Genomic DNA, 15,342 nt, shown 5'->3' with positions numbered 1-15,342 from the left:
CCAATAGCCTTTTCGGAAGATGGAGGAGAGTTCGAAATAATCGGCTACTTGCAAGTCATTTCCCCGCACACCCTCCAGATAGCAGTGGCCTGATCGGGTGCATCTCTGGTGCGGTCGTCTATGCAGCGCCCTGGAAGCTTGGTAAAATCGATTGTTTAGATCGCGAGCATCCACGCTATGGATAAGTGAAAGCGATGCGCTTCAAAGGCCTTGATCTGAATCTTCTCGTCGTGCTGGACGCGCTGCTGACCCAGCGCAACCTCACGGCGGCGGCAAGCAGCATCAACCTAAGTCAGCCGGCCATGAGCGCGGCCGTCGCCCGGCTGCGCGATTATTTCAAGGATGAACTGTTTACGATGAGCGGCCGCGAACGTGTTCTAACCCCGCGTGCGGAAACACTCGCGCCCGCTGTTCGCGGCGCACTTTTGAAAATCCAGAGTTCGATTATTTCTTGGGATCCGTTTAATCCGGCTCAGTCCGATCGCCGTTTCAGGATCACCCTTTCCGATTTCGCCACACTCGTGTTTTTTGAAAAGGTCGTGGAGCGTGTTGCACGCGAAGCACCCGCCGTCAGCTTCGAATTGCTGCCGCTCGACGAGGACCCCGATGAGCTTCTCCGACGCGGTGACGTCGATTTTCTGATTTGTCCAGAATTGTTCATGTCGAACGCGCATCCAAGAGCGGCACTGTTCGACGACAGGTTCGTGTGCGTAGGCTGCCCCACGAACAAGCAACTGCCGCAGCAGCTTACATTCGAGAGATACATGTCGATGAGGCACGTTGCGGCCAAGTTCGGGCCGACGCTGAAGGTCTCGATCGAGGAGCGTTTTTTGCTTGAGCATGGCCTCAAGAGACGTGTCGAGGTTGTCGTGCAGGCCTTTAGCATGATCCCGCCGATGGTCTCAGGCACAGCGCGTATAGCGGCCATGCCCTCCCGGCTGGTTGAGCATTTCAAGAAAACCTTCCCACTAAAGATCATCGAACTTCCGCTGCCGCTTCCCGCATTTACCGAGGCCCTCCAATGGCCCGCCCTTCACAACAGCGATGTGGCAAGCGTCTGGTTGCGAGAGATATTGTTACAGGAGGCGTCTCGGATGAGTTCTCCGCGGGACGCCAAAAAGGGTCGCAAGCCCTGATTGATACCGCGTCTCACAGCGCGCTCGTGTCAACCGGCGTGTCGAACGAGATCAATAGTCGCGGAAAGTGCGCCCGCGAGGTCGTCTAGCGGGTCGGCTGCGTCGACAAACGGTGCGAATGAGAAGGGGTTCCCATAGCCGCCACAAAGCAGCGCCCGAATCCGGCTGCCGTGGTCGCAACCGACTAGGACGCGATCCGGGTAGATCCAGGTGGATCGGATCGTCCGCGCTTGAAATGTCACCAGACCGGTAAGGTCGCAGGAGAAGAGCGGCTCCCCGGCGAGCGTGTGATGAAATGTGTCGTGCACTAGGCGGAAGACGGACTGGCCATAACGGCGGCAATGGTCCTAGCGGCTTCGTTCTTCGATCGAGCGAGCAAATCTGGGAGAGACATCGCCTGAATTGGTGTGGTGACCAAAGCTAACTCGTAGCCATCCGTCTGCTTCATGCGCCAAGCATCGCCCCGCTTTGTACTCGATCACAGGCGACGCCCAGGCTTCACGTCAGGGCACTTATCGCTTTTGCCCGTGACCAGGGCCTAATCGGTGTCCAGATCCGCAGCCAACAGTACAGCAATGCTGCCCACTATGCCGAAACTGGAAGCGCTACCTTTTGGGCGACCGCCGGCGAGCGGGCGCGCGGCAGCGTAGAAGATGCCCGGACCGCCGTGACGGCGAGCACGGAGGCCGCGGCGAGGTACAGGGCGAATGGGGTCAGTTCTGGCATCATTGGTTCATTCTGACAAAGCTCATGATCATTTTGGGATGAGAGCGGCAATCTCGCGGTCAGAGGCCCGTTCGCTCGCCGCAAGACCCGCGGCCACGCCAGCGCGGTCGGCCGCGTTCCGGTTCTGACTCAGTTTGCGCTTGCCCTCCAGCCTCGTGATCGGCATGCGCAAGCCAACGATTCCGCGGAGTTGCGCCTGTACAAAGTCCGGCGGTGCATCCGACACCGCCCAAGGCGAGGCGCGCTCGCCCTCGTGGTGGTCAGTCAGACGATTCACGACGTCCAGCAGTCTTCCCGCATGCTCGAAGAACTCGACCGGGCCATAGGCGTGGACGGCGATGTAATTCCAGGTCGGGACGACCTTCCCGGTTTCCCGCTTGGTCGCATACCATGCCGGCGTCACATAAGCGTCCGGCCCCATGAAGATGGCCAAGCCGTCGCCCATCGGGGGAACATGGCACTGGGGATTAGCCTTCGCTAGGTGTCCGTAGATGACGCCGTGTTCGCCCTCGCTCTCATCAAGGAAGAGGGGCAGTGGCGTTGCGAGCGGCCCTTCCGCCGTGACCGTAACGAAGTGCGCCAGCAGCGCCGCGCGGATGGTCGCGCGCACGCACTCCTTGTCGTCGTCGCGGAAAGCGGGAGGGATGTACATCGCGAAACTCCTTGCGTCGCCAGTCAGATACCGGCAAGCTGGCCGGCTGGAAACAGCCAGTCAGAAGGTATCGACGTGGTCCAGTTGCTGAAGTTTAACATCGCGCGCCGGATCGTCGGAGGCGTGCGAGTCGAGGCCCCCAAAGGGTCATTAGCAGCCGGTCGGGGCGTATCCCCTAACGGCAATGGCGACTAGTTTGCCAAACGTTGTGGAAACACTCCGCGCCCCGGAAGGGTCGCGGTATGTAAGCCTCCTGCAAGCCCAATGAACTGATCTAAGACAAAGTGAACCGTTTTGAAACGATCGTCGAAGAGGTCAGGCCATGGCAAGCGAGAGAGCTTGCGCGGGTGCGCATTGTAGCAGGTGAGGACAGACGTCTACGCTTTCAACGGGTCGGAGCCGATCAGTTCGTCCGGTGGCATAAAGCCCTATAAATCTTCATAAGCGACACCAGGCACTGGCTGGGAAAGCAGGTCAGGATCTCGCATTTCAGTGATGTTCTGGAAGCGAGCGAATTTCATATCCGCAGTCATCTAATGCCGGAATCAGATTGGACAGCGCCGCAACCGTCTGGTCGCGCAGACTGGCTTGAGTGCTCCGTCTCGACTCGTCGGGAGGGCAACCGTCATGCAGGAGCACGATTGCGCCGGGCCGGATCGAGGCGAGCACTGCGTCGACGATCGCGTCGGCACCGGGACGCGACCAGTCTCTTGGGTCTATCGACCAATGGAGGGCCGCCAGACCGGCGATCTCTGAGGCAATGAACACTTCTTCGCTCCAGGCGCCGTATGGCGCGCGAACGTAGCGGATCGAGGCCTGCGGGCATGCTACCATGATGGCACGGTTCGCCTCAAATACCTCACGTTGCACTTCGCCCAAGCCGCATTTGGATAGATCCGGATGAGACATCGTGTGGTTGCCTACCTGATGCCCTTCTGCGATCATGCGCTGGATGAGATCCGGATGCTCTGCGGCGTAGGCACCAATGACGAAAAATGTCGCTGGCACCTGATTTTGCGCCAGCACATCGAGTATCTGTGGCGTGAAAAATGGATCGGGACCGTCGTCAAACGTCAGAAAAACGCTCCGACGGCCGGTTCCATCAGCGCATTCACTCCGCACCTCCTCAAGATGTTTCATAGAACCCTTGCCTCGGCCTACTGGATCGGAGACAGTCATAGGAAGGTGCAGACCGGTGGTTCGGCCCTATTATCGGTCGTCCAGACTTTGGCATCAGTTTTGGTGGACGCGAGCAGCTTGCGAGGGATGCATCCGAACGTGGCGCTGCTCCCACAATTGGCGCAGCTCTCTTGTGAGAGCCTCGCGCAGGCCCTGATCCAGCGTAATTGTGTCGAGGAGATCCGCGAGCACCGCTTCGCCTTCGATCCGCGTCAGCAGATCGAACAAGTCACGTGAAATACGCGCACACTCACGGTGATCCGTTCGGATTTCGCAAACGGTCTCGTGGCGATCCTGCGCCGTGTATTCGTGGACTTTATGCAGGGATACATAAGGCGGCAATGAAACCGCGAGCGCAGTCCAATCCCGCAGCGTTGCGGGCCGTTTTTTGACGAGGTACGGCCCGACCACAAGTCCATCCAGCTCTGTTGTGAGGAACGTGGCAATCGAGTCTGCAACTGAATCTACGATCGGCTCTGCATTGTTGTTAAAGGACGTATTGAGCAGAATTGGGATGCCTGTCCGCTGCTTGAAGGCATTGATGACGTCCCAGTAGGCCGGACTGGCCTTGCGCGATACTGTTTGCAGCCGAGCCGTACCGTCGACATGCGTGATGGCGCCGAGCAAATCACGCTTGGAATCGCGCACACGAACTACGAAATTCATGAAGGGAAATTCGCACGCACTGCTCGGGAGATCGAAAAATTCGTGCGCATCCTCCTCCAACACTGATGGGGCGAACGGGCGATATCCTTCCCGCTTCTTGACCATAGCGTTGATCCGGTCCTTGTTTGAAGCGGGCCTGGGGTCGGCAAGAATGCTGCGATTTCCGAGCGCTCGCGGTCCGAACTCCGAACGACCTTGCACCCAGCCGATCACGGCGCCACCGACCATCCACTCGGCTGCCCTATCCCCTACCTCCTCAGTGCGTTCAAACTCCAGGTGCCCCCCCCATGCCTTTAGTTCCTCTTCGACAGCGTGATCGCTCGCGAGTTCCGGCCCCCAATAGACCTCCTGCAATCGCGTACGCGGCGCTGGGCGGCCCAGCTCATTAGACACGATTAGCGCGGCGCCTAATGCGCACCCAGCGTCATGCGATGCGGGCTGCACGAAGATGTCTTCGAAAAGTCCTGAATAGAGCAGCTTGCCGTTCATGGAGCAATTGTGCGCAACTCCGCCGGCCAGGCACAGCCGCGTCATCCCGGTGGCCTCACGATAGTGGCGAAGAATGTGAAACACGATGCGTTCGAGCGCTTCCTGTAACGACGCACTCACATTCATATGCTGCTGGGTGAATGGCATTCCCTTTTGCCGAACCTGAATGCTGCGGAGCAAAGTCGGACCGATGCGGTCAAGGTGGACGCGATACTCGCCGTTTGCAGAGAGCTCATAGAGTTGCTCGAAAAGCTCGCGATAGGGAACGGGATCGCCGTAGGGGGCAAGCCCCATTACCTTATACTCATCGAACAAGCCGTAGCCGAGATACCGAATCGTCTCGAGGTAAAATTGCCCTAGAGAATTGTTCTCTGGGAAAGTCGCGAGTTGCGTGATGTCAGTACCAGATCCTACCGCCATCAGACCCGACAGGAAATCACCAGAGCCATCAATCGCGAAAATCAGACTTTGCTCAAAGCCCGACATTGCAAAAGCACTCACGGCGTGCGCCTGATGATGACCTACGAATGAGATACGCGAAGCCTCGAGCTCGGTACCGAACTCCTGCGCCAGCAACTGCTGCATCAACAGTTTGGCATCCAGTGGAATGGCGGCGTCCGGCTGGGAAACAAGCATGTTTTCAAGCATGGCGTTGCTATAGTCTTCGGTAGCGTAGAACGCCACTCGATCGATTTCGCTGAGCTTAACCCCAGCGGCTGAAAGACAGTATTGAACCGAACCAAGCGGCAGCTTGTTGGAGTGTTTGATCCGATTGAGGCGTTCCTCTTCTACGGCCGCGATGACCTGTCCGTCTCGGACGAGCACGGCAGCGCCATCGTGCATGAATGTGTTGGGAATCTGAAATCTGTTTTCATAGACTTTGTCCAATCCGCCGCTCAATCCTAGACACAGCATGTCGCTCTCCATTTGTCGTACAGAAGACTAAATTCGCCTGTCTCAAGGCCGTTCGATCAGAAACAGGCTGCGTGGTCGTTCGCGCCACGAAGGCCAGCCAACATCACCGGCCTCAAAGAAATTCTCTTAGGTAGCCGGGACCAAGAGAGATCCTGTGCTCGAGGCACCAGGCGTTCCATAGGGTTGTGGGATTGGCTCGATGCCAGCCAAACCCTTCGTGGCATATGCTGGCGACGTCGTTTTATTTGCGCCCATAGCGCATGTTTATCTCTTTCTCTCAGCGCATCAGTCGGCGGCGCAACAGCGCCATCGAGAGGAAGAATGGCAACAGCGCGTAGAGGCCGAGCACCCCAATGTGCAGGGCGATGCCGCCGATCGGGCGATCAAGCATGACCGGACGAATGAGGTCTATCGCATGTGCCAGCGGCATGCATCGCGCTATCTGCTGAAAGGTGTCAGGCAGCTGGTTCAATGGGAAAACGGCGCCCGACAGGAACAGCATGGGTGTAAGGATAAGCGTCTGGTAAAATACGAAGTAATCGTAACTGGGCGAAAGTGCGGTGACGACCATCGCGAGGCTGGCAAATACGAACCCTGTCAGAGCAATGAATGGCAGCGCATAGAGGACGGACGGCCAGGCTGTATAGCCCAACGCTGCGGTGACAATGGTAATTGCCATACCGGCCAGGAAGGCCTTGGTGGCTGCCCACGCCAGTTCACCCAGAACGATGTCACCGAGGGTAACGTGCGTATACAGCATGGCTTCCCATGTGCGTTGAGAATGCATGCGAGCGAAAGCCGCGTACAGTGTTTCGAGGGTAGAGGCCGTCATCGCACCGACCCCGACCATGCCGGCCGCCAAAAAGGCGATGTACGGCGCACCGTCGACGCGGCCGACCATTATGCCGAGGCCGGTACCGAGGCCGAAAAGGTAGATCATTGGATCGGCGAGGTTACCGAGAATCGCCACGAATGCGACTTTCTTCCAAGCCAGATAGTTGCGGCGCCACACCGCAACCCAGTTCCACGCATTGGCGGGCAGCACCGCCGCAAGACGTTCAATCATCGTTCACTCCTCCATCTCGCGCCCGGTCAGCCGCAAGAAAACATCCTCGAGATTGGCTGGACGCAGAAGAAGGCGCAGACTTGGTCGCCCCTGGAGTTGCGTGCGCACCTGATCAGGGTCTGGCCCATAGCAGTAGAGGGTTTCGCCGCTGACCTCGATGCGCTGAGAATAGGGCTTTACCAGCGAATGCAACTCGTGCGGATCGCCGCCGTAAATCTCCATGACCTGGCATCCGATATGCTCGTCGATCAGCGCCTGCGGGCGGCCTTCGGCGATGTAGCGACCCCTTTCGAGCACGCACAGCCGATCGCATAATCGCTCGGCCTCTTCCATGAAATGCGTCGTCAGGATAATCGTCTTGCCGCGCGCCAACAGGGCGCGCAGCCGCTCCCAGATCAGGTGGCGCGCATGCGGGTCGAGCCCGGTGGTCGGCTCGTCCATCACGATGAGCTGGGGGTCGTTGATCAACGCCCGCGCCATCGTCAGGCATCGCTTCATGCCGCCGGACAATTCCGAGACGCGCGCATCCGCCTTGCGCTCCAGGCGAGCAAACTCGAGAAGCGACGGGATGACCGCTTCGCTCTGGCGTGTGCTCATGCCGAAGTAGCGGCCGAACACCAGCAGGTTCTCGCGTACGGTGAATTCCTGGTCAAGATTGTCGAATTGCGGGACCACGCCGATGCCCCTACGTGCCAGCCGAGCGCGCGCCGGCACCGGGACGCCGAGCACGGTGATTGTGCCCGCGTCAGGGCATGTCATGCCGAGGAGCATACGCGCAATCGTGCTTTTGCCCGCCCCGTTTGGTCCCAGGAGGCCGAAACACTCTCCCGACGCAACGGTGAACGACAGGTCGTCGACAACGACCTTGTTCCCATACGACTTGGTTACGCCAGCGAAATCAACTGCCACGGTCGACAAAGAGTCAGGCCCGGAGCTTTTCGTGCTTGTTTGCCCGTGAGACTCCCGTTCGATCGCAGGAGTCTCAATCCGCCGCAGATCCTCTGGGTCCAACTTCGGGTTCAACACTTGCTGTTTCTGGTCCTGGCTCAAAACTTCCACCTGCGATCACGTGACTATTGCTGTTCGCTGTAAGCTGCGTCAGATCCCACCAAGTTGGGCTTTGGAATGGCACCGCCGGTGTCTGGCACCGTGGCCGCAGAGCTTCGCGACAACCAATCGCTATTGCTCAACGTACACAGCGCGTATGCTTTTAATGGGAGCAAGAGAAAGATGTTGACGAGTGTGTGGAGCGAGAAACCGAGAAATCGAAGTTGGCGCGAACGAAACGCTGCCACGCTGCAGCGAACTATAGTCATGACCGCAATCGTCAGGCATGCCGCCCAAGGCACAGTACCTGTGGTAACGAATTGCGCGATCCCCGCCAGGAGCGACAAAGAGAGCAATAGTGGGCCAAGGTTCTGCCCAATCACGTCCAATGTGAGATAGATATTAAGACCGCGCAGAAGCTGGAGAGCCAGCAACGTGTCACGGAACGTGCTCCGGGCCCAGCGAAGCTGTTGGCGCAGATAGGGACCCATGCTGTTGGGAACGACTGTTGCCGCGACGGCCTCCGGAACATACTCTGTTCGAAAGCCTGCTTTCAACATCAGGATCGTAAGGTGGCGGTCCTCACCGAAGTCGCTCAGCTTCCCTCGAAAGCGCTGCGTCTCATATTGATCCAGCAGCGAAACAAGGGCGGTTCGCCGGTACATGGCACACGGACCGCAGCAACACATGACGGCGCCGAACCGAGCTTGCGCTGCCCGCTCTTCGTTGCAGGCGAGCCAGTATTCCATGTCAATCAATCGCGTCAGCCAAGTTTCATCGCGATTGCTAGCCGCCAACTGGCCCATGGCGGCGCCGATCGCTTGATCTTGCATCTTCAGCGAAAGCCTTGTGACGACGTCCGGCGCGAGTATCGTGTCCGAATCGACATTGAGCACCAAGTCTCCGCACGAGCGGCGAACCGCCGCGATCTGTGCCTTGCGCTTGCCGACATTCTTTGGGAGCGCAATGAAGTTGAACCTCGGATCGCGAGCGTATTCCTCGTGTACACCTGCTAGCGCCTCGCGGTTTCCGGAACCATCATCAACAACATAGACCTGCAGTTTTCCGGCGTAGTCCTGACCTGCAATGGAAGCCAGGCAGTCCGAGAGGGTGCGAGGTGCCTCGTTGTAGCACGGGATAATGACATCGACGCTCGGCCAATGGTCACAGCCGGCCGGCTCGCCCGAAGTCGGCGGTACGTTTGCAGGCAGGGTATAGTACACCTGCGCGGTTTTATAGATGCTCGACAGCAGCGCGTAAGAGCAGATGGCAATAGTACTGGCTGGGGCAAATAGGCTCATGAGACGTCGGATTCTTCAGTGAATTTGAGGAAGCGAGCGGATGGTAGATCCGCGGTCAATGCTGGAATCAGATCGATCAATGTCATGAGGGGCGGGTCGCGCTGACTGATATAATTGCGGGTGTTGTTCATAGCTCAGGACCGTTCCGATCGATCAAAGTGCCGGCCGGCCACTCGCTCATTGAGCGTCCAATTGGGAGCACCATGACGAGTACGTCGTCGTCGACTCGCGTGGGAGGCAGATCGGGGTACACGTCCGGGAGGGTTGAACGCACGCGGACGCCCGACAAAATGTTCGCCAAGCCTTTGCGGCAGAACCGCCCAACATGGTTCCGGAGCGCCTGACGAACCGTGCCGAAAGCGAATGGAACGCCAAGCTGCTGCAGCACTGGATACATCGCGCTGATCGAGTGGGCGATTCCTAGCCCCTCAAGATCCGGACGCACGCCGTATAGACCGAGTTCAGCGACAAGCAGATCAGCGTCGCCAACTTTGATGTATCGGCGCAGCAGGCCTAAGTGAGCCGCTACCCCGTGCGCATCATAGCCGATTGCGCGGACCTCCGGCCTTGCACCGGCCCAACTTCGACCGCCTGCGAATTGCTTCCCATTAAAGGCTCCGGTAGGCTCATAGGTCTTCCGGAAGAACTCAGAGAGTTCGAGGTGATCGGAAAGCTGCAACTCATTTTCCCAGCACAACCTCCACTGCACGTCAGAGCGCATGCGAAGACTTCCTTTTTTCGGGTTCTTTGTGCACCCCACGCGGTGGAGGAACGGCGGTGCATGTCATGTGGGGGTCTATGAACCATCACCCCCGGATTGGTAAAATTGATTGTTTAGATCGCGAGCATCCACGCTATGGATGTTGAAACCATGCGTTTCGAAGGCCCATGACTGAAGCTTCTGGTCGGGCTCGATTGGCCCGATACAGGTGGCACCGATGGCAGCTGTCCGTGACACAACCTGCTTCAAGAGCGGCCGCCAGCGCATGGCTGCGCCTCGTGCCGAAGCTGCGTTTAAGTGGAGGATGGGTCCGATTGTTAGGCGTCAGAAAAAGGCAGTGACCGTTGTGGCGATCGCGCAGCTTTGGACAGCGCGCCGGCGGCAAAACAGGTTCCGCTAAGCCTCTGGCTCCGACAAGTTGCGGCAAAGACGGCATCCCAATGGCCCGGTGGTCGCGCTCGCCAACAAGGATCATCTGGCCGATGCTCTCGAGTCTACCTGGCAACCCGTATGACGGTGAAAGCGGTCTGACGGGGGCATGATTGACGGCGTTTCGAAAGCTGCCTGAAACGGAAAGCCGCACTACCCAACGAATGATCCGAGCCGAAGGCTCGGAAAGGAACTGTGAAAAATCAAATGGTACAGCGCTGCGCCCGCAAAAGGCGCGCAGCGCTGTACTTGTTGAGCGCACCAAATTCCGGTTCAAATCCTGCCCAGCAGCAACGCCAAGAGGACCATCAGGATAACGCCGAAGATGCCGGAGGGAACCATAACCCCAGGAGCGCGAATGAGGCCATGCCGGCACCGTACCGATCAGAATGAGGATCAGAATGATGACGAGTATGGTGCTGAGCGTCATAGGAACTCTGCGCTTTGACGTTTCGCTCAGAGAGAACGCTTTGCGTTGCACCCAGGGACAATGCTTCGCATTGCCCTTGGGACAGAACAATCGAAAGGCCCCCGATTGTTCCGGGCGGCCTTTTGACCTGCCTTGCGAAACCGCTCTATTCGGCGGCCTTCGGGAAGGCGACTGCCGGCTCGGCGTCGCCATCGGCCGCTGGCTCCTGCGGCGAGATCTCTCCCTTGCCGCGTCGCAACAGCCGGCTGAACCACCCTCGCCGCGCGCCGGGCTTGACCTTGGCGCGGGTGAACACCATCAGCATCGACGGCGTCACAACCAGCGTCAGCACCGTGGCGAAGGACAGGCCGAACACGATCGCCGAGGACAGCGAAATCCACCATTGCGTCGACGGCGCGTTGATCGTCGTCTCATGATGGAAGATTTCAAGGCCGAGGCCGAAGGCGATCGGCAGCACGCCCAAGATAGCCGAAACCGCCGTCAGCACCACCGGGCGGGCACGCTCGCGGCAGGTCTGCAGCACCGCTTCCATCTTGTCCCAGCCCTCCTCGCGCAGCCGGTCATAGGTGTCGATCAGCACGATATTGTTGTTGACCACCACGCCGGCCAGCGCGATGACGCCGATGCCCGACATGACGATGCCGAACGCTTCGCCTGTCAGAAGCAGGCCCAGGAACACGCCGATCGTCGCCATGACCACGCAGGACAGCACCAGCCAGACGCTGGTGAACTTGTTGAACTGCGCCAGCAGCACCAGGAAGATCAGGAAGATCGCCGCGCCGAAGGCCTTGCTGAGGAAGGCGCTCGCTTCCGCGCTGTCTTCGTTGGAACCGGCGAGCTTCCAGCGGATGCCGCTGCCGAGGTCCATGTCCGAGACCGCCTTGGTCACCTGCTCCTGTACAGCTGCGACCTGCGCTCCGGCGGCGACATTGGCCTGCACGACGACGGTGCGCGCGCCGTCGATGCGGTTGAGAATGCCGACCGTCGGCTCGGGCTTGCGCACGACGAAGTTCGAGATCGGCACCGACCCTTGCGACGTCTGCACCCTGAGTTCGTCGAGCGTCGACAGCGTGCGCCGGTCTTCCGGAAGGCGCAGGCGGATGTCGACGGCATCGTCGGCGCCCGCCGGCCGGTATTCCGACAGCTTCAAGCCGTTGGTCACCAGCTGCACCACGGTGCCGACCGAGGTCGGGCTGATGCCGTATTGGGCGGCCTTGGCGCGGTCGACCTCGAGCGCCCAGTCGACGCCGGGCGGCGGCAGGCCGTCCGAAATGTCGATGACGTTGGGCACCTTGGCGATCCGCGCCGCCACTTCGCGCGCCTTGTCGTCGAGCCCGGCGGGATCGGCGGCCGAAAGCCTGATCTGGATCGGCTTGCCCGTCGGCGGGCCGGCCTCCGGCACGCGCACCTCGACATCGACGCCGGGAATGCCGGCCATGACGCCGCGCAGGTCGCTGAGGATCTGGTTGGCGGATTTGCGCTCGCGCCAGTCGACGAACTCGTACTGGATCACGCCGACGACGTCCTCGGGAATGTCCTGGCCGCCGCCCTGAGTCTTGCCGGCGCGTGTATAGACCGATTTTACGCCCGGCCAGCCGAGCAGCCTGTTCTCCGCCGTCCTGGTGGCGGCATCCATCTCGGCCAGCGAAAGATTGCCGCGCGCATGCACGTAGAGCAGGCCGTAGTCCGGCTCGACGCTGGGGAAGAACTCGACGCCGGCGCCGTATTTCGAATAGGCGTAGCCGACGCCGAACAGCAGCGCCACGGTGAGCACCAGGACGGTGATCGGGAAGCGCACCGCCTGCTTGACGATGGCCATGTACCAGCCGTCGCGGTTGTCGTCCTCGTGATGCTTCGGCGCCTTGGCGAAGATCGCGCCCAGCGTCGGCGCGAACACCAGCGCATAGAGCATCGAGGCCGACAGCGTGACGATCAGCGTGATCGGCATGTATTTCATGAAGTCGCCGATGATGCCGGGCCAGAACAGCAGCGGCGAGAACGCGGCGATGCGCGTCATCGTCGCCGCGATGACCGGGCCGGCCATGCGCTTGGCGGCGAGCGCGAAGGCATCCGCCTTCGGCATGCCTTCGCTCATGCGCCGCTCGGCGAACTCGGTGACGATGATGGCGTCGTCGACCAGCATGCCGACAGCCAGGATGAGGCTGAACAGCACGATCATGTTGATCGTGTAGCCCATCATGGCAAGCAGCAATATGCCGATCAGGAAGGACGATGGTATGGCCAGCCCGATGAGCAGCGAGGCGCGGCCCGACAGCGCGTAGAGAATGACGATGAACACCAGGATCACGGCGATCATGACGTGGTTCTGGAGGTCACCCAAGAGCTGGTTGACGAAGACCGACTTGTCCTGCGTGTAGGTGACATGCATGCCTTCGGGCATCGTCTTGATGAAGGTGTCGGACACCTCCCTGACATGGTTCAGCGTGTCGATCAGGTTGGCGCCGATGCGCTTCTTCACTTCGATGGCGATGGCCGGCTTGCCGTCGAGGCGAGTGACCGTCTCGGCGTCCTTGAAGGTCGAGCGTATGGTGGCGATGTCCTTGGCCTGCACCACGGCGTTGGGTGTGGCGACGACCGGCAGGTTGGCCACGTCCTCGGGCGTCTCGATCAGCGACGGCACCTTGACCGCGTATTTGCCTTCCGAGCCTTCGAGATTGCCGGCGGCGACCAGGCTGTTGGAGGCGCCGACGCCTTGCATCAGCTGGTCGAGCTGCAGCCCGTAGGAGGACAGCTTCACCGGATCGATGACCACTTCGACCAGATCGTCGCGCGCGCCCTGCAGCGAGCCTTCCAGCACGCCCGGTACCTCTTCGATACGGTCGCGCAGTTCGCGCGCAGCCGCCGTCAGCACGCGCTCCGGCACGTCGCCCGACAGAGTGACGACGAGGACCGGAAACTCGGAAACGTTGACCTCGTTGACCGTCGGCTCCTCGGCCGCCTGCGGCAGGTCGGCCTTGGCGTCCTGCACCTTGCTGCGCGTGTCCTGGAGCGCCGTGGCCAGATTGGTCTGCGGCTGGAACTCGACAAGCACGTAGCCGCCGCCCTGGAAGGCGGCCGAGCGCATCTCCTTGAGGCCCTTCAGGCTCTTCAGCTTGCTTTCCATCGGCCGCAGGAGGAGGCGTTCCGAATCCTCCGGCGAAATGCCCTGGTAGATCAGGCTGATATACATCATCGGGATCGGAACGTCGGGTTCCGCTTCCTTGGGCGTCGACTGATAGGCGACCCAGCCCGCCGCCAGCAGGAACAGCAGGGCGGATATTGTGAGGCGGGCGTTGTGGATTGCGAGTCTGACGATATCCATGACTTGATGCCTGCTGTTTCTTCGGAAGCGGCGAACTGGCGGGAGGCGCCGGAGGTCCCGGCGCCGGGCTTTGCGCTACTGCGTACCGGCGGTGGCTTCGCCGATCAGCTTGTTGATGGTCGCCTGGTCGGCCTCGACGGGCTTGACGATATCGCCTTCCTTCACCAGTTCCTGGCCGGCGACAATGATGCGCGCATCTTTCGGAATTCCGCCGAGCACGAGACCGTTCGGCGTGTCGTCCACCAGGTCGATCGGGTAGAAGGCCACCTTGTCGTCGCTGCCGACGGCGCGGATGCCGAGATCACCCTTGTCACCCAGCGTCACCACCGAACGCGGCAGCAGAACTGCGTCGGTCGGCTCGGCGCTGAGCGTGATCTCGGCCGTCATACCGGCGGGGATGCTGCCATCCGCATTGGGGATCGCCACTTCGACACGGAAGGTGCGGGTCTGCGAGGAGGCGTCGCGGCTGATATACCGCACGGTGCCGGTGACCTTCTGGTCGTTGACCAGGCGCACATTGGCCTCTTCGCCGATCTTGATATAGCGCAGGTCGCGTTCGCTGATTTCGCCGCGGGCGATCACCGGATCGAGCTTGAGGATGGTCGCCACCTCGCCGCCTTGCATGACCGAGCTGCCGAGTTCCACCGGCACCCTGTCGATGACGCCGTCGAACGGCGCCTTGACCTCGTTGCGGTCGAGCTCAGCCTGCGCGGTCTCCAGCATCGATTGCGCCGAGGTCAAATTCGAGCGCGCCGTATCGAGCTGCAGCTTCGGCAGATTGCCGGTCTTGGCCAGCCGTTCGGCGGCGTCGAGCTCGGCCTTGCGTTGCGCCAGCAACTGCTTGGCGTTGTCGACATTCGAGATTTTCTCTTCGGCCGCCAGCATCAGAACCAGATCGCCCGTCTTGACGTGCTGGCCTTGGCTGACCGGCAGTTTGTCGATGACACCGGCGACGCGCGTTGCTAGCACCGCCCGCTTGTCGGCCTCGGTCAACCCCGAAATGCGGATAGCGCGCGCATAGGTCTTGCGCGGCGGCGTCACCACCGCGACGGTGCGCGGCGCGGCTTTCGGCTCGGCTTGCGCCGTGTTCGGCTTGCCGGCCTCCGGCGTCTTGGCCTTGTCGGCCTCTGCCGCCTTCTGGGCGTCGGCGGCGGCACTGCCAACGGACGAAAACTCGCCCGTCGCCATCCAGGCGGCGAAACCGGCAAGCACAACAACGGCTACAAGCTTGTGAAACCTGTATTTCGGCATCGTCGTTTTTCC

10 protein-coding genes and 1 pseudogene are annotated in these 15,342 nt (G+C 60.4%); 1 reads left to right on the top strand and 10 read right to left on the bottom strand.

Features of this window, described 5'->3' with window-relative positions:
- Positions 1-194 precede the first annotated feature (194 nt).
- Positions 195-1,136 carry a LysR family transcriptional regulator gene (locus ACIU1A_RS00695; RefSeq protein ID WP_404926283.1) on the top strand — a complete coding sequence of 314 codons (942 nt, stop codon included), beginning with the start codon at positions 195-197 and terminating at the stop codon, positions 1,134-1,136.
- 754 nt (positions 1,137-1,890) lie between these two features.
- On the opposite strand, the gene ACIU1A_RS00690 is transcribed toward ACIU1A_RS00695, so the two are convergent.
- From ACIU1A_RS00690 to ACIU1A_RS00645, 10 genes and pseudogenes are all read right to left on the bottom strand, one after another.
- Positions 1,891-2,514 carry an FMN-binding negative transcriptional regulator gene (locus tag ACIU1A_RS00690; RefSeq protein ID WP_404926282.1) on the bottom strand — a complete coding sequence of 208 codons (624 nt, stop codon included), beginning with the start codon at positions 2,512-2,514 and terminating at the stop codon, positions 1,891-1,893.
- Positions 2,515-3,003: 489 nt separating this feature from the next.
- The gene (nodB, locus tag ACIU1A_RS00685) at positions 3,004-3,654 is read right to left on the bottom strand and encodes a chitooligosaccharide deacetylase NodB (protein WP_404926281.1); all 651 of its coding nucleotides are present in this window, start codon (positions 3,652-3,654) and stop codon (positions 3,004-3,006) included.
- Between the two features lie 93 nt (positions 3,655-3,747).
- Entirely contained in the window at positions 3,748-5,763 is a 2,016-nt protein-coding gene (locus ACIU1A_RS00680) for a carbamoyltransferase (RefSeq protein ID WP_404926280.1), read from the bottom strand.
- 277 nt (positions 5,764-6,040) lie between these two features.
- A complete protein-coding gene (locus ACIU1A_RS00675) occupies positions 6,041-6,829 on the bottom strand; it encodes an ABC transporter permease (RefSeq protein WP_404926279.1) in 789 nt (262 codons plus the stop codon).
- A gap of 3 nt (positions 6,830-6,832) precedes the next feature.
- Positions 6,833-7,855 (bottom strand): nodulation factor ABC transporter ATP-binding protein NodI, encoded by a 1,023-nt coding sequence (gene nodI / locus ACIU1A_RS00670; RefSeq protein ID WP_404928058.1) that lies wholly within the window; start codon positions 7,853-7,855, stop codon positions 6,833-6,835.
- 47 nt (positions 7,856-7,902) lie between these two features.
- Positions 7,903-9,177 (bottom strand): chitooligosaccharide synthase NodC, encoded by a 1,275-nt coding sequence (gene nodC, locus ACIU1A_RS00665; protein ID WP_404926278.1) that lies wholly within the window; start codon positions 9,175-9,177, stop codon positions 7,903-7,905.
- Between the two features lie 127 nt (positions 9,178-9,304).
- Positions 9,305-9,898, bottom strand: a complete 594-nt coding sequence (locus tag ACIU1A_RS00660) for a NodA family N-acyltransferase (protein ID WP_404926277.1) — start codon at positions 9,896-9,898, stop codon at positions 9,305-9,307.
- A gap of 702 nt (positions 9,899-10,600) precedes the next feature.
- Positions 10,601-10,757: pseudogene (locus ACIU1A_RS00655) on the bottom strand (DUF3309 family protein).
- 145 nt (positions 10,758-10,902) lie between these two features.
- A complete protein-coding gene (locus ACIU1A_RS00650; protein WP_140624996.1) occupies positions 10,903-14,079 on the bottom strand; it encodes an efflux RND transporter permease subunit in 3,177 nt (1,058 codons plus the stop codon).
- Positions 14,080-14,154: 75 nt separating this feature from the next.
- On the bottom strand, positions 14,155-15,330 hold the full coding sequence (locus ACIU1A_RS00645) for an efflux RND transporter periplasmic adaptor subunit (RefSeq protein WP_404926276.1): 1,176 nt from the start codon (positions 15,328-15,330) through the stop codon (positions 14,155-14,157).
- Between the last annotated feature and the right edge of the window lie 12 nt (positions 15,331-15,342).

Origin of the sequence: Mesorhizobium maamorense (assembly GCF_044998965.1) — a bacterium.
Classification (GTDB): domain Bacteria; phylum Pseudomonadota; class Alphaproteobacteria; order Rhizobiales; family Rhizobiaceae; genus Mesorhizobium.
This window is presented reverse-complemented; position numbering and strand designations above follow the sequence as displayed.

Coding starts and splice junctions, on each gene's coding strand:
- ACIU1A_RS00695 (WP_404926283.1), top strand. CDS start 195: ATGCGCTTCAAAGGCCTTGATCTGAATCTTCTCGTCGTGCTGGACGCG.
- ACIU1A_RS00690 (WP_404926282.1), bottom strand. CDS start 2,514: ATGTACATCCCTCCCGCTTTCCGCGACGACGACAAGGAGTGCGTGCGC.
- nodB (WP_404926281.1), bottom strand. CDS start 3,654: ATGAAACATCTTGAGGAGGTGCGGAGTGAATGCGCTGATGGAACCGGC.
- ACIU1A_RS00680 (WP_404926280.1), bottom strand. CDS start 5,763: ATGCTGTGTCTAGGATTGAGCGGCGGATTGGACAAAGTCTATGAAAAC.
- ACIU1A_RS00675 (WP_404926279.1), bottom strand. CDS start 6,829: ATGATTGAACGTCTTGCGGCGGTGCTGCCCGCCAATGCGTGGAACTGG.
- nodC (WP_404926278.1), bottom strand. CDS start 9,177: ATGAGCCTATTTGCCCCAGCCAGTACTATTGCCATCTGCTCTTACGCG.
- ACIU1A_RS00660 (WP_404926277.1), bottom strand. CDS start 9,898: ATGCGCTCTGACGTGCAGTGGAGGTTGTGCTGGGAAAATGAGTTGCAG.
- ACIU1A_RS00650 (WP_140624996.1), bottom strand. CDS start 14,079: ATGGATATCGTCAGACTCGCAATCCACAACGCCCGCCTCACAATATCC.
- ACIU1A_RS00645 (WP_404926276.1), bottom strand. CDS start 15,330: ATGCCGAAATACAGGTTTCACAAGCTTGTAGCCGTTGTTGTGCTTGCC.